General features: G+C 45.5%; 12 protein-coding genes. 4 read left to right on the forward strand and 8 right to left on the reverse strand.

Features of this window, described 5'->3' with window-relative positions:
• Nucleotides 1-25: 25 nt before the first annotated feature.
• Entirely contained in the window at nt 26-1,507 is a 1,482-nt protein-coding gene (locus FXO21_RS06335; protein ID WP_149639308.1) for a RagB/SusD family nutrient uptake outer membrane protein, read from the reverse strand.
• An 18-nt stretch (nt 1,508-1,525) separates the two neighbouring features.
• Nucleotides 1,526-4,612 (reverse strand): SusC/RagA family TonB-linked outer membrane protein, encoded by a 3,087-nt coding sequence (locus FXO21_RS06340; protein ID WP_225865590.1) that lies wholly within the window; start codon nt 4,610-4,612, stop codon nt 1,526-1,528.
• A gap of 352 nt (nt 4,613-4,964) precedes the next feature.
• On the opposite strand from FXO21_RS06340, the gene FXO21_RS06345 reads away from it, so the two are divergent.
• From FXO21_RS06345 to FXO21_RS28930, 3 genes are read left to right on the forward strand one after another with little or no spacing between them, the layout of a single operon-like run.
• Nucleotides 4,965-7,958 (forward strand): FAD-binding and (Fe-S)-binding domain-containing protein, encoded by a 2,994-nt coding sequence (locus tag FXO21_RS06345; RefSeq protein WP_149639309.1) that lies wholly within the window; start codon nt 4,965-4,967, stop codon nt 7,956-7,958.
• Nucleotides 7,959-8,004: 46 nt separating this feature from the next.
• The gene (locus FXO21_RS06350; RefSeq protein WP_225865591.1) at nt 8,005-8,751 is read left to right on the forward strand and encodes a DUF1016 N-terminal domain-containing protein; all 747 of its coding nucleotides are present in this window, start codon (nt 8,005-8,007) and stop codon (nt 8,749-8,751) included.
• On the forward strand, nt 8,667-9,038 hold the full coding sequence (locus FXO21_RS28930; protein WP_229245216.1) for a PDDEXK nuclease domain-containing protein: 372 nt from the start codon (nt 8,667-8,669) through the stop codon (nt 9,036-9,038). Before FXO21_RS06350 ends, FXO21_RS28930 begins: the two co-directional genes overlap by 85 nt.
• 7 nt (nt 9,039-9,045) lie before the next feature.
• Here FXO21_RS28930 and FXO21_RS06355 read toward each other — a convergent pair whose 3' ends face one another.
• From FXO21_RS06355 to FXO21_RS06375, 5 genes are all read right to left on the reverse strand, one after another.
• Nucleotides 9,046-11,850 carry a DUF5686 and carboxypeptidase regulatory-like domain-containing protein gene (locus FXO21_RS06355; protein WP_149639310.1) on the reverse strand — a complete coding sequence of 935 codons (2,805 nt, stop codon included), beginning with the start codon at nt 11,848-11,850 and terminating at the stop codon, nt 9,046-9,048.
• 95 nt (nt 11,851-11,945) lie between these two features.
• Entirely contained in the window at nt 11,946-13,868 is a 1,923-nt protein-coding gene (locus FXO21_RS06360) for an AAA domain-containing protein (RefSeq protein WP_149639311.1), read from the reverse strand.
• Nucleotides 13,869-13,922: 54 nt separating this feature from the next.
• Nucleotides 13,923-15,152: a multidrug effflux MFS transporter gene (locus tag FXO21_RS06365; RefSeq protein WP_149639312.1), complete on the reverse strand. Its 1,230-nt coding sequence runs from the start codon at nt 15,150-15,152 to the stop codon at nt 13,923-13,925.
• Between the two features lie 139 nt (nt 15,153-15,291).
• The gene (locus tag FXO21_RS06370; RefSeq protein ID WP_149639313.1) at nt 15,292-15,516 is read right to left on the reverse strand and encodes a hypothetical protein; all 225 of its coding nucleotides are present in this window, start codon (nt 15,514-15,516) and stop codon (nt 15,292-15,294) included.
• A gap of 222 nt (nt 15,517-15,738) precedes the next feature.
• Nucleotides 15,739-16,245: a hypothetical protein gene (locus FXO21_RS06375; RefSeq protein ID WP_225865593.1), complete on the reverse strand. Its 507-nt coding sequence runs from the start codon at nt 16,243-16,245 to the stop codon at nt 15,739-15,741.
• 55 nt (nt 16,246-16,300) lie between these two features.
• Here FXO21_RS06375 and nfi point away from each other — a divergent pair, with 55 nt between their 5' ends.
• Nucleotides 16,301-17,041: a deoxyribonuclease V gene (nfi, locus tag FXO21_RS06380; RefSeq protein WP_149639315.1), complete on the forward strand. Its 741-nt coding sequence runs from the start codon at nt 16,301-16,303 to the stop codon at nt 17,039-17,041.
• 25 nt (nt 17,042-17,066) lie between these two features.
• On the opposite strand, the gene FXO21_RS06385 is transcribed toward nfi, so the two are convergent.
• The gene (locus FXO21_RS06385) at nt 17,067-18,248 is read right to left on the reverse strand and encodes a glycoside hydrolase family 18 protein (RefSeq protein WP_225865594.1); all 1,182 of its coding nucleotides are present in this window, start codon (nt 18,246-18,248) and stop codon (nt 17,067-17,069) included.
• Nucleotides 18,249-18,272: the final 24 nt, after the last annotated feature.

Consider the following 18,272-nt stretch of genomic DNA (forward strand, 5'->3'; position numbering starts at 1 on the left):
TTGTTTCAAGAACAATATTTGATATCTAGTTATAGCCGTTATTTTGCGTCAGGTTAGGGTTAGAAACAATGGCTGTTGAAGGTATCGGGAATAAAACCGTATGAGGTTCCTTCACAGCCACGCCTGAGCCTTCGGTATATTTACCAAATCTCACTTCGACAGTTCTCTTTCCTCCCTCCCAATACATTTCACGGCCGATTTCATCAAACAATGCATCCGGTGTGAGTGTCGCCAACGCTTTTGCCCCGCGCAACACTCTTAAATCGTTGATCAGTTTCAAAGCCCCTGCTGTATCTCCGCCTCTCAACATTGCCTCAGCCTTAATAAGATAAACCTCCGCATAACGAAGCAAAATATATTTCCCGGTGCTCGAAGGGTGGTACTTAATGACCCGGATACCCTTTTCAGTAGCTGCGCCGGCTAATGGTACATCGCGGCTGAAAACCAATGGCTTTTTAGATCTTGTATCTACAATGTCTTTACCTGAATCGTCAACCTGTTGTCCGATCAAAAACCCATAGCCAATGCCTGAATACTGCTTTCCATTTCCCGCAGCTGGCCTCCCGATACGGGAATCTTCTTTGTCGAAAGTATCGTAAAAGTCTGCAAGGGTGGTAAACCCATTCCAGCCCGAAGGGTTCTGATTATAGTGAAGCGTCATGAACCAGCGGTTTTGTGGCGTTCCTTCAAGACTTACGAAAATAATTTCGGATGTGGCCTTTTCAGAGAAGTTATCAAAATAGTTCTTCTCAAGTGAATAACCGTCTTGCGTAACCGCATCTGCATACTGAGCTGCTTTGGTCATATCAGCTTTATCGAAAGTGTATGGCCCTTGTGGCTCGGTAGCTTTGTACACCGCCTTGTTGAGATATAGTCTTGCCAGAAGCGCATTAGCCGCTGCCTTCGATGCGGCACCATTCGTAGGCGCAGGACCGATTTTTCTCAAATTAGGAAGTGCTTCTTCCAGATCCTTCACGATATAATCAAATGCCTCGGACCGCGTCATTACTCTTGGGCTAATCTCATCCGACTCAGTCACCTCCCGGAAAGGAACCTGTCCCCAAAAGTCCATCACGTGAAACATATTGAATGCACGTAAGAACTTCGCTTCGGCGGCCTGAGCAGCAGATGGATTGGAAGCAATTATTTCGGTTGCCTTGTAAACGCGCTGATTCAATTGATTCCAAGTGTCGCGAACAGCAGAGTGGGTGGCATCCCATGTATGAGCGTCCAGCGTCCGCCAAACTCCATTATCACCCCAGTCAACTCCGCGTGTGGGAGGAAACATTTCAGCCGCCGTATGCTCGCCGAGGGCGTAAATATTGTTCTGGTCAGTGTAAGCGCCCAAATCTTTATAGGCCGATGCCAGCAAGGCGGCCGGATCACCCGGAGTAAAACCAGAGCCGGTTGACTGAACAACAGAATCCTTTTCATCAACAACCAGGTCTGTACATCCTATCGTGGAAAGTCCGAGACCCGTGAATATATAAAATATGTACTTTTTCATTTTTTTACCGTTTGGGAATTAAAAAGAGATATTCGCTCCAAATGTCCATGTTCTCGCTCTTGGATAAGCCGTATAGTCAATTCCAAATGAAGGAATCCCGTTGAGAGACTTGTTGGTACTTACTTCCGGATCCTGGCCACTATACTTGGTAAAAGTCAGCAAATTCTGTCCCGTAACATAAATTCTCAGCGCGGAGAATATTTTATTATTGCCGGTTGGCAGTCGATATCCCAATGTAAAGTTCTGAAGCCGTACAAAATTCCCCTTTTCTAAAAATCTTGTTGACACATCAGGATTGTTAACTGGTCCCTCTCCATTTGTAATAACGTCTTTCGTAACGTTGCGCCCATTGGCGAATGAACCTGCTGTGAAAAATGCGTTGGCTGTATTTGAATAGATATAGCTTCCAAAAACCCCGTTGAAGAAAAGGTTCATGTCAAAATTCTTGTAACGGAATGTGTTCGTCAAACCTCCGGTTACTGTTGGAAGTGGACTCTTTCCGTCCTGGAATCTTTGCACATCACCCGTTTCAGGAATAACATTATTTCCAGCTTCATCAAAACCAACGAAATCTCTCAGGAAAAATGCAAACAAAGGTTGCCCTGCCGAAATACGTTGTGCGAAAGCTCCCGATAAACCCTGTCCATTGATTTCACCTGTATCATAAACCCCTTTCAGGTCTTTGACGAGATTTTTATTGTAAGCCATATTGAATGCAACATCCCAACCAAAATCTTTCTCATCTACAATAATTCCGTTCAAACTCAATTCAACACCTCTGTTTAGGATATCTGTATCCAGGTTGTCCCACTGGAAAGTATTGGATGCAGGCTGCGCTGCGACAATGTTAAACAGCAAGTCGCTTGTATGCTTTTCGTAAAAATCGATGCTACCGGACAGCCTGTTTTTCAAAATTGCGAAATCAATACCAGCATTGAATGCTTTGGTTGTTTCCCATTTCAGGTCAAAGTTTCTGTATGCAACATCCGCGTACGCCCCGCCATTAATGTTCCCGTTATCGTCATAATTCCAATCGTTGTACCTTTTTCTCTGATCATACAGATTATGAGGAATTGACTGGTTACCTGTAATACCGTAACCCAGACGAATGGCCAGATCATCAAATGCGTCTTTAGGAGCAAAATCTTCCTCGATCAGCTTCCATTTGAACGCCGCAGAAGGAAAATATCCATATTTATTATTACCCCCAAACTTGGATGAGCCGTCGACACGCAAGGTTCCTGTAATCAAATATTTGTCAGCAAATCCCAGGTTTACCCGACCAAAAAACGATTGCAGCTCATCTTTAATCGCAGTTGAGTTCTGAGCGATTACACCCGGACCAGGATTCTTAACGGATGCGAGGTTATTTACCATCAAATCCATATCCGTTGTGTTAAAATTATGAGCAGCCAGATTTTTCGAAGATGTTTCAAAACTCTGGTAAGAATACCCAAGCAAAGCATTTAGGGATGTTTTTCCGAACTCTTTATCGTACGTAAAATAGTTTTCCATCAACTGGTTGTTGGTTTCTATGTCACGTATATAAACGCGTCCCTGTGGCAGGATTCCAGACGGATATGTTACAAGATCAGTGGTTTGCTGTGCAACACCGGCGATCAGCAGATCTCCTGAATAAACCGATTTGCGGCTGGACATCGATTTGTCAAAACCCAGAATAGTCTTGAATTTCAAACCTTTTACAATCTCAAGCTCAGCATTCACATTACCGATTGCGCGTAACGTATTGGTGTTATCTCTCGACAGATTGACAAACGCCAGTGGGTTTGGTTCGGTTAAGCCCGGTTGATTATAAAGTTGCTTTCCATCGACTGTCCTGTAAATTGGTAAAGTAGGGTTCGTTTTAAGAATACCACCTAACAAGTCGCCTGAAAATCCGGAGTTTTCTGAAATAGGAACGCCGCTGTCGAGGGTATTGGCAAAATTCAGGTTACTGCCAATATTCAACCTGTCCTGTATAAATTTCTTCGCTCCGCTGAAGCCTACACTATATCGTTTGATACCCGATTTTTGGACAATTCCCTGCTGATTCAGATACCCCAAAGAAAACCGATAGTTTCCGGAAGCGTCGCCACCACCATAGGCCAGGTTATGCTGGTTAGTATAAGCAGTTCTAAATAACTCATCCTGCCAGTCAGTCGAACCACCCTGATCTTGTCCGCCAGCGGCCCGATATTCGTCTGCCGACAGCAAATCATACCTTTTTGTAATATTGCTGACCCCCAATGAATATCCATAATCCAGGGTTCCCTTTCCTTTTCCTTTTTTTGTTGTGATCAATACGACCCCGTTGGCACCACGGGAACCGTAGATGGCCGTAGCAGAGGCATCTTTCAAGATATCCATGCTAGCGATATCGTCGGGATTTAAAAAGTTCAACGGGTTTTTTGCAGGCTGTCTGCCGACCCCGGCCGCGTCGCCACCACCTGAAACATCGTCTCCGCTCAAAGGAACGCCGTCAATTACAAAAAGCGGGTTATTGCCGCCTCGCACCGAAGTTGTACCTCTGATCCGCACGTTAATCCCTCCACCAGGTTCGCCGCTTGACTGCGAAATCTGCACGCCCGCTACACGGCCCTGCATGAGTTGTTCAGGAGAAGTCACAATACCTTTCTGGAAATCCTTTGACCCAAGCGCAGCTACCGCACCTGTCGCATCTTTCTTTCTTACGGTTCCATAGCCGACTACAACTACCTCTTCGAGGGCTTTTATATCCTCGGTAAGCACAACATCGACAACCGACTTATTCCCAACCGGAACATCTTTCGTTTCGTAACCAATTGCACTGAACGTCAGGGTAGAGTTGCCTGAAACAGTGATTTGGTAGTTTCCTTCGGCATCCGAATTGGTACCTTTTGTTGTTCCTTTGACAGTGATTGTGACGCCTGGAAGACCTCCTGTTTTAGGGTCCGTCACTTTACCAGTTACATTGACATCCTGTGCCTGTAAACAGGTTATGCTCAGAAGCGCAAACAACATAGTCAGCATATGTGACCTATTTGTCGCTAATTTTTTTCCTCTGAACCCTTTGTCAGGATCAGCAGGATCGTGTTGAAGAAGTAAACGACTGGATAAATTCATCATAGGTTAGATAATTAATTAGGTCAATTGGCTTACCGGTGCATTCAAAAACCTTATTCGCATTATGTAACCAGGCTGTAACTTAAAATTCAACTGCCTGTTTTTCTGAATAATCGTATAAAATTTTGGAATTTACCGGCACAACTCACACAAAATAATAAAAATCATTCGGATAATACAATGTGCATTGTAAGATATTGACAATTAAAATCTGATTAATTCACGAAAGGCCGGTGTGGTTAAACCAAAGGATTTTATTGCTGAACGAAATGCCTCGGATTCATTCAAAGATTTGCTGGAAATCCTAGTGGCTTGTGCGTAACTTTGCATCCCTTTGTTTAGTTTCTATGCATTTATGACACCGTCTTCTCCCGTTTCCACTGATCAGTTAAGTTCCTTTTCAAAACAGCTTGAAGGCGAATTGCATTACGATAATACCATGCGTACGCTCTACGCGACCGACGCCTCGGCTTATCGTGAAATGCCTCTCGCGGTTGCTATTCCCAGGTCGTTGGGAGATATAAAAGCCTTGATTTCGTTCGCGACGGCAAACAGGATTTCGCTGATCCCGAGAACAGCCGGGACCTCGCTCGCCGGGCAGGTTGTCGGCAACGGAATCGTAGTGGACGTTTCGCGGAATTTTAGTAAAATCATTGAAATCAATGCAGAAGAAAAATGGGTGCGGGTCGAGCCGGGAGTTGTGCGCGATGAGCTGAACATGGCGCTGAAACCTTACGGACTTTACTTCGGCCCCGAAACATCGACTGCCAACCGGGCAATGATCGGCGGGATGGTGGGAAATAATTCCTGCGGCTCCAATTCAATCGTTTATGGAAGTACAAGGGAGCATACACTGGAAGTCAAAGCAATTCTCGCTGACGGTTCTGATGCCGTTTTCACGAATATCAAAACAAAAGATTTTCAAACAATGCTGCAAAGCGCCTCTCAGAAGAATGGCAGCGCTTCGCTTTTTGATAAAATTTATCTTAAAACCAATGAAATACTGGTCTCTCCTGAAAACCAGGCTGAAATCAGAAAAAATTTCCCCAAACCATCGGTAGAACGACGAAATACAGGCTACGCGCTGGATATGCTCCTGAACATGGAGCCTTACCAGGCAGGGCTGGCCGAAAATGAGCCGGCTAAGGAGTTTAATATGTGCAGCCTGATTGCCGGGTCAGAGGGGACTTTGTGTTTTCTGACAGAGATCAAGCTTAACCTCGTACCGCTTCCACCCAAAACACAGGGGCTGGTTTGCGTGCATTGTTTTACAATTGACGAGGCGCTGAGAGCTACTATTCTGACGCTGAAATACCAGCCGCACGCCGTGGAATTAATCGACGATTATGTGCTGGAATGCGCCGCCACCAATGCGGAGCAGAAGAAAAATGCATTTTTTGTAAAAAATAAACCCGACGGAAAGTTTCCGGCGATCCTCGTGGTCGACCTTTCCAGGGAGACGAAAGAAGAAGTCGAGCAACTTGCTGCAACCATGGAGCAGGAATTGCGGGAAGCGGGTATCGGTTTTCATTACCCTTTGCTTTTTGGTGATGATACTAAAAAGATATGGACGCTTCGCAAGGCCGGCCTCGGTTTGCTGGCAAACATTCCGGGTGATGAAAAAGCAGTGGCTGTGATTGAAGACACCGCAATCGACGTGTACGACCAGCCGGAGTATATCCGCGATTTCAATGCCATTTTGAAAAAACACGGGATGTCCGCTGTGCATTATGCACACGCAGGCTCGGGAGAGCTGCATTTGCGTCCGATCATCAACCTTAAAACCAGTGAGGGACACCGGCAATTCAGGATGATCGCTGAGGAAATTGCGGATCTGGTAAAAAGATATGACGGCTCGCTTTCCGGAGAGCATGGAGACGGAAGACTGAGAGGGGAATTTATCCCTAAAATGGTGGGCAAACACAATTATCAGCTTTTCAAGGATATCAAGAAAACCTGGGACCCGAACAATATATTCAATCCCGGAAAAATCGTCGATACAGCGCCGATGGACACTTTTCTGCGGTATGAGGCGGATCAGAAAACCCCGGAGTTCAAGACCTACTTCCGCTTCCACGACCAGGACATTTTACAACACGCCGAGCAATGCAACGGTTCGGGCGACTGCCGTAAAACCCAGCTGAGCGGAGGTACCATGTGCCCCAGCTTCATGGCGACCCGGAACGAAAAAGATACTACGCGTGCACGCGCCAATATCCTGCGCGAAATGCTGACAAGATCGCCGAAAGAAAACCGCTTTGACAATCAGGAGATTAAAGAGGTTTACGATCTTTGTCTGGCTTGTAAAGGCTGCAAAGGCGAATGTCCTTCTAACGTCGATGTTGCAAAGTTGAAAATGGAGTTTTTGCAACAGTATCACGACGTACACGGGGTGCCGTTACGGTCGTGGCTGGTCGGTAATTTTTCAAAAATGACCGGCCTGGCCAGCTATGTTCCCTGGGCTTATAACCTGATATTTAAAAATAAGCCGCTGCGGAGAATAGCCAATCAGGTCGTCGGCTTTCACCCCGACCGCACGATGCCGCTTTTGCATGATACTACGCTTAAAAAATGGTATGATAAGCGAAGGAAAAATGCTGCTGCCCACTCTAAAAAGGTATATCTCTTCTGCGATGAGTTCACCAATTATAATGACGTCGAGATAGGGAAGAAAACTATTTTAACCCTGGAAAAGCTTGGTTATGAGGTTATTATTCCAAATCATGGACCTTCCGGAAGACCACAGTTATCAAAAGGGCTTTTGAAGGATGCAAAAAAGATCGCTGAGGAAAATATTCGTTTGCTAAAGGACATCATATCCTACGACACGCCGCTTGTCGGCATTGAACCTTCGGCGATATTAACTTTCCGCGATGAATATCCTGATCTGGTCAGCGCCGAGCTGCTGGAAGATGCTAAAAAACTAGCCCAGAATGCATTACAATTTGACGAATTTGTCTCGCGCGAAATCGAGCTGAAAAATATTTCAAAAGATCAGTTCACAAAGGAAAAAAGACTCATCAAATTACACGGGCACTGTCAGCAGAAAGCGATTTCGAGCATGATACCGACAAAAAAAATGCTTTCACTTCCTGAAAACTACACCGTGCAGCTCATTCCTTCGGGGTGCTGCGGAATGGCGGGGTCGTTTGGGTACGAAAAAGAGCATTATGACATTTCTATGCAAATCGGCGAGCTGGTGCTTTTTCCGGCCGTACGCCAGCAACCAGCAGAAGTGATCATTGCGGCGCCGGGTACGAGCTGCCGCCACCAGATCCACGACGGAACAGGCAGAAAAGCAATGCACCCGGCGGAGATTTTGTTTGAGGCGCTGGAAATTGCTCCCTAAAAATATCCCATTGGTTTGTTACCAAAACGCTTGGTCCACGTCTCAAGTGAAACAATCGAGAAAAACGGATATGGGCATTGACAGCTTTCAGCGGGAATTTATAGCTGATATCAAAGAAAAGGTCAGAGCAGCGCAATATGAGGCGCTGAAAAGTGTAAATCTTAAACTGATCACGCTTTACTGGGAAATTGGGAAGTCCGTGGCCGAAAAGCAAAGTGAAAGCTGGGGCAAAGCCATAGTACCGGCATTGTCTCGGGAATTGCAAAAAGAGTTTCCAAAAACCGGCGGCTTTTCGACTACAAATATCTGGTATATGGTACAGCTATATACTGATTACCAAAAAGATATAAATCTCCAACCACTGGTTGGAGAAATTAGCTGGAGCAAGCATGTTGTCATTCTTTCCAAGTCTAAGAACAGCCTGGAAAGACAATTTTATATCCTCTCCACCAAAAAATTTGGCTGGACGAAAAATGTTCTCATCAACCAGATAGAGAACAAAACCTACGAGCGGTTTCTGCTGAATCAAACGACTTTCCAGCAGCCTATTACGACAAATATCGATGAGCTGGCACAAAGTGTTATCAAAGACAGCTATACATTTGATTTTCTCAATCTTGCCGACAAGCATTCTGAAAATGAGCTCGAACAAGGATTGATTAAGAACGTCAAGAGTTTCTATTGGAAATGGGACACAACTATACCTTTATGGGTAGTCAATATCGGATTCAAGTCAGCGACCGTGATTATTGGGTTGATTTACTCCTTTATCATCGCAAGCTCCAATCCCTGATCGCTATCGACCTGAAAATCGGAGATTTTGAACCTGAGCACAAAGGCAAAATGGAATTCTATCTGGCGGTACTAAATGAAAAGGTTAAACTGCCGCATGAAAATGAGGCTATTGGAATTATCATTTGTAAAAGCAAAGACAGGACTATTGTAGAATATTCGCTTAAAAATAGCGGCCTACCCATTGGTGTTGCAACTTATCATACCTCGAAATTCTTACCGGAAAAATATCAGGAATTGCTGCCAACCGAAGACGAGATAGCCAGAAAACTCAGAAGCTTATTTTAACAATTTCTCAATTCCGCCCCAGATTAATATTCATCGTAGTCCCGATGCGAAAAACGGTGTTTTTGTACTTAAAACCTTCAAAACTGTTGGCTACCTCGATGCGGAAAGGAAAGCGGATACCAACATCAAGCCCATAACCTAACTCGGTATAATTATTGGAGGAAGGCGTAGCAAGATAATGCAGAAAGAAATTCTCCTTAATCCCCATAATCCGGAACCAGGAAATCTGCGTCAAAAGGAATTTGCGAAATTCACTCAAAACATGTGCCTCCGCAAACTGCGTAGCAGTGGAATATCTGTAATAGTCGAGCATCCTGAACGTGCTCACCGGATCGCCGAACTGGAAGAAAAAACGATTACCGGCAAAATGCTGATAGTCCGGAAAACGCACCGCGTTATCATTCAGAAACTTACCTGCGGCCAGCTTGTAACTTAGTTTACTTCTTACGCCTGTTTTAAAACCATGCTGAATCCCGATCTGAACAAAATCGTAATCGACATCGCTGCCAAAAATAGTACTGATCCCTTTTCGGTAATTAATGGATAGAATCGGCGAATCGTCATCGTAAAAGGTAGTTTTTCCGCCCTTGATCCTGTATTTCTGCCAGGGTTTATAAGCCGCCGAAATACCAATTGTAAACGCTTGGTGAGGATTCATTTCAAAGGATGTAGTGCCGCTTTCATCTGCATTTTCCGCATTAAAAGGAATGTTCGAGGTAAATGCGTGCCGGTTCCAGTCGATCCAGCTGTAAGGGTTCATATCCCGCACATTTTGCAGCGGCCTACGGTCAGCGAATTCAATATTGGCTTTCAGTTCAAAATGCTCGTTTTCACGGTTGGTCTTGAAGTCGAGCCTGACAAAATCCTTTTCGTATATCTTGATAAAATTCCTTTCCAGAAAAAGCGTCGTGAAAGTATTCAGCAGCGGGTGCATGGGGTGTTCGCCGTTAAATTGCGAAACGGTCTGCCCGCCCGAGAGATTAATACTCATTCGTTTCCAGCCGTAATCAACGCCTCCGAATACCATTAGTTTCTGCCTCGCAAATGAATACCGCGTCAGTGCATTCAAAGACAGTTGCTGCCCTGCGCGCGAAGAAATACGCTTTACAGAGCCATTTTCTTTAATCTCGACACCCTCCATATTTTTCTTCAGGTTCCCGACCTTGTAGCGCAACTTAAATCCGCCTCCATGCAAAGCCAATCCTTCCACCGTATTGATCTGCGCGCCCAGAATAGGACTCACATAATCCAGACGCCACGGACTCTTTTTTCCCAGGCCGAAACTGGTACCTGTGAAAATATCCCCGATGAATCCCGATCCGCCGCCGCCGCCTTTTTTATTACTTTTTGTCGTATCCGACTTGGCCGTTTTCAGACTGTCTTTCTGCTCCTCAGTCCCCGACTTCATTACGATAATACTATCAAGCCGGGTATAACTTTTCACTTCGGCATTGGTAAGGGGTACAGTGCGTATCGAGTCCCAAAACGCCATTGTACGGCTGCTGGCCATCGTATCGATCTCTGTAGAATCTTTTCTTGTAAAATTCAGGTCGATATCTTCCCCTTTTTCCTCTTTCTCTTTCAGGTCCTGCTTTTCGTATTCCTTCATCAATTTCCGGAGATTTTTGGCAGAAAATTCCTTCTGCTTGCTTACTACTTCTTCCAGTTTTTGTGTTTTGATCTCCCGGTTGCTCAGCTTTACTTTTTTGGCCTCATCTTTCTCTTTTTTACTATCGACGACCACGATATCCGGGCGGAAAGTAGGGTTAATTTTCACATTGCTGAAAGATTGTGAAATCACAAAGTCTCCTTTTCCCTTCAAACCATAAATACCTCCCCGAATATGAAATTGCTGGTTGACCGGCATCCAGACATCCTGCACCGGACTGTAAACCTGCTTGATATCAATGGTAAAACCGGTATTTACAGTTTGCAGATCGAGGCTGTAAATGCTCCACTCGTTCTCGATAATGTGAATCGTACCCCGGTAAACTCCTTCTCCCCAGGAGCGCGGCGTCACCTTGATTTTGTTGACTTCAATACCATTTTCGCGGAAAGAACCCTGATATTCAAACTTATAATACGCGAATGCGCGCGGTGATAGTGGGGAAACAGCTTTTACTACTTCGGGTTGATAAAAGCTGGCGAGCAGGTATGCATTTGGATTTGCAAAATCCTTACCCTGGCTGTTTCTGGAAGCAATTACTTTCTGTTTATAAGAATTGGGCTGCCGGAAAGTAACGATCGAAACACTCTCATTCAAAATTGGCACTCCCTTCTTGAAGTTGGTTTCTTTTTCAATTTCCTTTAATTCCTTTTTATATAGAAATTCCATCGGCAGGTCTGTGATTACGATGGAAGATTTGGAATAGGCTTTCGCAGTGTAACTGTCCACCTGCAACAAATGGTAGCGGCTTTTCGCGATAGCGCGGCGCATAATCGTGTAGGCTGGATCCTCGCCTTTGCTGCCAATCCGCACTTCGCCCAGGTTCAGCGCCTGCTCTTCCATGGTCAGGTCAAAAGTCTGCATTCCACTTTCCACTGTGAAAGGTTTCATACCCGTTTTAAATCCGAGATATTGGAAGATCACTTCATAATACCCCGGTTTCAAATCAAGCTGGTACCGGCCTTCTTCGTTTGAAATGGTACTGATATTGGTTCCCTTTACCAAAATTCCGGCAAATGGAAGCGGATCGCCGTTTTTGTTCTTGATAATACCTTTAATGCCAGTCGCTGGCTGGGCAGTTTGAGAAAAAGCCGGATTGGCCGCAAAAAATATCAGTAATAAGGTAGCGCAGTAATTTTTGAGCATAAAAATCCAACCGATAGTCGTGAACGCTTGTAAAAGGCAGATGCGCTCAAATCTAATCCGGTTGCATTGAAAAGAAAACAGAATTCGGATTTCTGTTAAATATCTGCGAATTCCCAGGCGCTCTGGTAAGCACTCAATCCCTCAGAATAAGCAATAAAATCTGTATAAAAAGGCAATGCAGAAAGCGTCGCACTATCACCGATCACGACCAGCTTTTTTCTGGCCCGTGTCATCGCGACATTCATTCTCCGTATATCCGACAAAAACCCGATCTCACCTTCGGCATTGCTCCGCGTCATCGAAATATATACCACATCCCGCTCCTGGCCCTGGAAACTGTCAATTGTATTTACCGCTATTTTGGCCAGATAATCTTTGAGCAAAGGCACGTGCTGCATCTGTTCTTTCAGAATGTTGATCTGCTCTTTGTAGGGAGAAATAATGGCAATGGAAGGAAACTGCGCAATATCAAGCGGCTTTTTGTTTGCTTCTGCCAATTCATTTACGAGCTGTGATAAATGCTTGAACAAAAAGGCAGCCTCCTCGGGATTGGTCGAGCTGGTACCTTGCAGTTTTTCTTCAAAACCACAGCCGGCTGTATCAATAAATGCCAGCGGAGAATCGCCGGGAAATAGTGTACGTGTCGCTACTGAGGGATGAGCTCTTAGTTTATTTTGGTAAAATATTTTGGAAGAAAAACCCATGATCTCCTCATTCATACGGTATTGTTCTTCCAGTAGTACCACTGCTTCCGGGTGAATGGTCACTGACTTTTCAAGTAAAGTAGTACTCAACCCATTCCGCGCAGCCTCGGCCGACTTGATCGTGGGCGATAATTGCAGATGATCTCCCGCCAGCACCAGTTTTTCCGCTTTTAAAATCGGTATCCAGCAGGCGGGTTCCAGCGCCTGACCGGCTTCATCGATCACAACAGTGTGGTAGTTCAGACTTCTGACCGTATAATGGTTCGCTCCCACCAAGGTCGCCGTCACCACCTGCGTTTTGGCAAGCAGGTCGTCGGTAACATATTGCTCAATGCTCGCGACTTCCTTCATGATCTTGTGAGCCTCGTCAAAAAGCGCCTTGCGCTGGTCGCGCTCCGCTTTCCCAAACTGCCGCTTGTATTTATGCGCCATGTTTTTGTATTCGCCAGCCTGCTTTTTCAGCGCCTTAATGTCCTTAATCCGGCTATGCGCCGCCATTTTGCTGTCTAATGTTAGCGATAGCAGCCGCTCCGAAACACGCACCGGATTTCCGACCCGCAGCACTTCAAGTCCTTCCTCACTCAACTTTTCACTCAGCAGGTCCACAGCTGTATTGCTCGGCGCGACTACCAGGATCTGTTTACGATCTTTCAGCAGCATTGCTTTAATAGCCTGTACCAAAGTGGTCGTTTTGCCTGTTCCCGGCGGGCCGTGGACAATTGCCAGTTCATTCGCCGACAAGATTTTGTTTACCGCCTCGTTTTGCGAAGTATTGAGTTTAGGTATCTCAATTTTTTTAAGCGTATCGTCAAAGGCAGGTGATTTTTCTCCCGTCAAAACGCGGATCAAATGTGAATCCTTTTCGTTCTCTGCGCGCGCCGACGCGGTTTTTATTGCATTCTGCATTTCGTCGTAACTATTGTCGTCAAACAACAGATCGATCCCCAGCTTTCCATCACGCGACCAGTCGGGCAGCTCGTCGGTTTTTAAAGTAATTTTAAGTCTGTTACCACTTTGGTGCGAAATAACACCTTCTGCTCTATCCTTTTTCGGCTCGTGGTTACTGAATAATACGGCTGGCATTCCAAACCGCAGCTGGTGTGGAAGATCCTGGTGGGTTGTACGCTCCACTTCCACAGTCAGGTAATCGCCCCGGCTCATTTCGTTCCCGCGGATCGCGATCGGGTACCACGCCAGTCCATTCGCGCGGCGTTCAGATACTGAAGCCATTTCAGTGAGCCGGATGTAGGATTGTTTGTCCTCTTCCCGCTCAATTTTCAGTAATTCAAGAAGTGTTTTAAAATATGGGCTCATAAATTTTCGGTAATCCAGCTAACCTTCCTCCCTTCCTCCTTTCTCCCCAAATCGTCAATGCATTACTCCCGCATCCGCACTTTCACTTACTTCTACTTTGGTGGTGATAAATCGCCTGCCAATAATCAGAATAAGCAAGGCAGCCGAAGCTGAGCAAGCCATCGCAGTCACCATCGGAATCAGCGAAGGTACTTCAAACATACTGATCGCGATGGAGATCAATGTGCCCATTCCCATTTGAAATGCGCCCATTAACGCCGAGGCGCTTCCTGCATTCTTGCTAAACGGAGCGAGTGAAAGCGCAGCCGCATTGGGGAAAGTGTATCCAACGCAGCACAGGAACAAGAACAGGAAAACAAGGGTGGATGTCAGTGTAAGTATTCCGCTCAATGCAGCCACCAAGAATGAGACGCCAATAATTACCTGAGAGATCAGAGCGGCATTTACAACTTGCTCGCTGCTGAACCGGCGCAGAAAAAAGGTATTGAGCTGACTGGAACCGATAAATCCTACCGAAAGAAATGCAAATATCCAGCCATACACTTTTCCGTCCGTGTGAAAAACCTCCATAAAGACGATAGGTGAGCCCGAAACGTAGGCAAATAGCCCCGAGAATGCGACCGCCCCTGTAATCGAATAGGTATAGAACTGCGGCTCACGGAGCACAGCGATGAAATTTTTTAATATTGGCCTGGGTTTCAGCGACATGGATTTATCCGGCTTATAACTATCCGGCAGCCACAATGCAGTCGCCAGTAGTATCGCAACGCCCATTCCGGTCAATATCAGAAACACGGCGTGCCAGCCGAACTCGGCAGTAACATAACCGCCCAATGTAGGCGCAATCATCGGCGAAACACCCACGACCAGCAACAGCAGGGAAAACACCTTCGCATTTTCGCTCACCGGAAACAAATCGCGCACCATAGCAACCGACGCAACCGAAGCCGCGCAGCTACCTATTGCCTGCACGATCCGGAACATAATCAGCCCATCGATACTGGTAGTAATTGCGCAACCGAGCGACGCCAGCACATACACGGTCAATCCGATAAAAAGCGGCTCTTTACGACCAAAACGATCAAGCAAAGGTCCGTAAAGCAGCTGGCCCAGCGATATCCCTACAAAATAGCCTGACAGCGAAAGCGATACTTTTGCGGCAGTGGTATCAAGGTCTTTGGCAATTGCGGGAAAGCCCGGCAGGTACATATCGATCGAAAACGGACCGAGTGCAGTGAGACTTCCCAGGATTAAAATCAGGAAGAAATAAGTCTTTTTAGGCATTTGAACTTTGTGGTGTAGCCAAACTGTAACATGCTTACAACCGCACAGGTTCGGCGGTATGCGCATATTTTGCATAAAAAAAGGAGAAACCAGTGTCTCTCCTTTTTAAGTCTCAATTTCACCTTAAACTTATTTCAACCTATTTCGCCAGTTTAAGCTCCACGATCGCAGCTTTCTGCTCAGGGCTGTATTTATTGTATTCGTTGGTTGTCTTTCCGCTTTGCGGAGCCGGCGTTTCAAGTGCAGCAGTAGATGCGGGTAAAGTATTTTTAGCGTCTGCCTTTACATCTTCATTCATACCGGCGAATGCCGCGGCACTGCCAAGTGTTAATGCCAGTGCGAAAGTTGCGATTAAATTTTTCATAGCTCAGTTATTTTCAATTCTTGTGTTTGTCTTATTTGATAATGCAAACATAAGACAGTTGAAGAATATAATTATATATATATTCGATGAATGAGCTAACGGTGTTTTAAATGGTCTAAACTGATGATGAAGTCATTGTTGTAAAGTACGGGCTTCTGATAGTTGTAATATTCGAATTTATCGGCTGTTTAAATATTGTAACTGTAAATAAAAATAATGCAATTATTCTCTTTTGCATTTGATCAGGATGTAGTCCAGATTTCCCTTCGCGGAAAAAGCAGCTATCTGCGTATATTTTTCGTAGTTATCCCATCGCTTGATCTCATCTTCATCCAGCTTCGGTTCAATATTTTCTTTCAGATTCAGGAGCCCCAGGATCACGCGGTTTTCGAAATCATAGTCTGACAGACCTCTCAACACAATCCGGTCGGCGATTTCATTGATGAAAATGATCTCGATCTTGCCTTCCCTGTAAATTTTCTTAGGGCACTTTTCACAGCCAGCTTTTGCATCACTGAAATAACTGTCAAGCTTACCAGGGCCAAGTATTGCTTCCACTTCCTGCTCATTTCTGAATGCTACTTCGCCCAGATCCAGCGCTACGGTGACCGGCGCATTTTCATCGTGCTCATCCAGTACAAAGAATTTAACAAAGACTGCGATCAGAATGATGATAAAGACGATGAATTTCCAATTTGCCCACTTGCGCTTAACCGTACTTTGTTCCATGAGGATGGTCTGATTTTTTAATGAAAAGATATTTATCGGGTAAACAATGAATATCATGCCAGGTTCTTTAAATCGAGTCGTTCAGACGCCGGAGTCTAATTATGACCAGCTCACCATTGCTGACGCTACCGCGATCCAGAAAGAACTGCGGGGGTTTCTGAATCTCAACCCGATGGAAAAGCAGATCAGAACGATTGCGGGCGCGGATATTTCTTTATCGCTTTACAGTGAAACCGTCTACGCGGGAATGGTCGTACTGAGTTATCCCGATTTGCAGCCGATCGCATTTTCGCTCGTCAAAAGTGCTACAAGCTTTCCGTATGTGCCGGGTTACCTGGCGTTCCGTGAGATTCCGGCACTCTTGCAGGCTTATGAACAAATCCCGCAAAAACCGGATGTGATTATGTTCGATGGGAACGGTATTCTGCACTCAAGAAAGATGGGCATCGCATCTCACTTTGGGGTTTTGACCGGTAGCATTACGCTCGGCTGCGCCAAAAAGAAGCTGGCAGGCATGTACCAGGATCCGGATGAAAACCGGGGAGCTAATACGCCGGTAATATACAGGGGTGAGAAAATCGGCTTTGCCCTCAGGAGTAAAGATAAGGTGAAGCCGGTATTCATATCGCCGGGCCACAATATGAGCTTTGAGGATAGTATGAATATCACCTTGAAGTGTCTGAGAAAGCACCGCCTGCCCGAACCAACCCGAAAGGCTCACGAATATGTGAACCTATTCAGGACTGGTGAATTAACCGGGGGGTACCACGAAATCAAAGAATTGCGGCTATTTTGATTGTCTTTCCAGCGAAGCCGAAGGGTTATTTCAACACTTTATCAATCTCATTCAGCAGATAGTTTTTCGGATCGGAATCGTATTCCCAGAACATCACGCCGCCTAGCTTGTTGTCAAGCACATATTGACATTTGTCCCGGATCGATTGTTCATCTTCATAGCTCAGTATCTGGCCGGTCTTCTCATTGACGAGATAAGGTACCTTTGCCACATCGTCGCGCATTGCCTTGAATCCTTTCTGATTCACCAGACTATCTTTCAAATAGGTATAACCCTTGTAATATTCCTGATTAGTCTGTTTTTGCCCAAAACCATTTTCCAGTTTCGCAACGGTGAACATCCGGCTGTAAAACGGTAACCCAACCACTAACTTATTCATCGGGACGCCGGCTGCATGAAAGGCTTTCACAGCTTTATCCACCGAGTGGGCCGCGTTATACTTGTCGCTCTGGTATAAGCTTGCATGGTGCACAACCGTGTCGCCCTGGAACAGGTCGTAGGTCATTAAATTTACAAAGTCCAGATATTCGGCTGCCTTGCCCATTTCGGTGGTGTTCAAAAATGAAACAAAGCCTGCGGTCGCAGTGGTGAGCAATTTTTCTTCGCCGGATTCTTTTTCGAGAATGTCCAGTTCCTTGCGAATCGCTTCAAACATCAAAGTATAATTCTGCTTATCCTCCGGGCGGTAAACGTTGCCTTCTTCTCCCGGAATTGCAGGATATTCCCAGTCGATATCCACGCCGTCGAGCTTGTATTTGCGGATAATATCCACCGAGCTTGCAGCGAATGTTTTGCGTGCGGCATCCGTCAGTACGGCATCTGAAAAGTTTTCACTCCACGCCCAGCCGCCGATCGAGATCAGGATTTTCAGGTCCGGATTTTTTTCTTTGAGCAGATTTAGTTTGCGGAAGTTGGTAGAATCCGTTTTTTCATTCGTCAGAAACGCTTTTCCTTTTTGAACATCGACGAACGCATAATTGATATGGGTCAGCTTATTGGCCTGGATATTTTCAGTGTCGAGCAAACCATGAAATCCGCCTACATACCCGATAACCACAGGACGGGTTTTGGATTCAGCCTGCGTTTCTTCTTTTTGTTCTGATTTGCAGGAAGTAAAAAACAGTGAACCGGATAATAGCAGGAGTGCGCCGGAAAACTGCCTGACAGATTGGAGCGTGAGCATGGAATTGAGGTTAAGATGAAGCATTAAAATAAATATTACTTCAACTCA

This window comes from Dyadobacter sp. UC 10 (genome assembly GCF_008369915.1).
Lineage (GTDB): Bacteria > Bacteroidota > Bacteroidia > Cytophagales > Spirosomataceae > Dyadobacter.

Coding starts and splice junctions, on each gene's coding strand:
- FXO21_RS06335 (WP_149639308.1), bottom strand. CDS start 1,507: ATGAAAAAGTACATATTTTATATATTCACGGGTCTCGGACTTTCCACG.
- FXO21_RS06340 (WP_225865590.1), bottom strand. CDS start 4,612: ATGATGAATTTATCCAGTCGTTTACTTCTTCAACACGATCCTGCTGAT.
- FXO21_RS06345 (WP_149639309.1), top strand. CDS start 4,965: ATGACACCGTCTTCTCCCGTTTCCACTGATCAGTTAAGTTCCTTTTCA.
- FXO21_RS28930 (WP_229245216.1), top strand. CDS start 8,667: ATGGGTAGTCAATATCGGATTCAAGTCAGCGACCGTGATTATTGGGTT.
- FXO21_RS06355 (WP_149639310.1), bottom strand. CDS start 11,850: ATGCTCAAAAATTACTGCGCTACCTTATTACTGATATTTTTTGCGGCC.
- FXO21_RS06360 (WP_149639311.1), bottom strand. CDS start 13,868: ATGAGCCCATATTTTAAAACACTTCTTGAATTACTGAAAATTGAGCGG.
- FXO21_RS06365 (WP_149639312.1), bottom strand. CDS start 15,152: ATGCCTAAAAAGACTTATTTCTTCCTGATTTTAATCCTGGGAAGTCTC.
- FXO21_RS06370 (WP_149639313.1), bottom strand. CDS start 15,516: ATGAAAAATTTAATCGCAACTTTCGCACTGGCATTAACACTTGGCAGT.
- FXO21_RS06375 (WP_225865593.1), bottom strand. CDS start 16,245: ATGGAACAAAGTACGGTTAAGCGCAAGTGGGCAAATTGGAAATTCATC.
- nfi (WP_149639315.1), top strand. CDS start 16,301: ATGCCAGGTTCTTTAAATCGAGTCGTTCAGACGCCGGAGTCTAATTAT.
- FXO21_RS06385 (WP_225865594.1), bottom strand. CDS start 18,248: ATGCTTCATCTTAACCTCAATTCCATGCTCACGCTCCAATCTGTCAGG.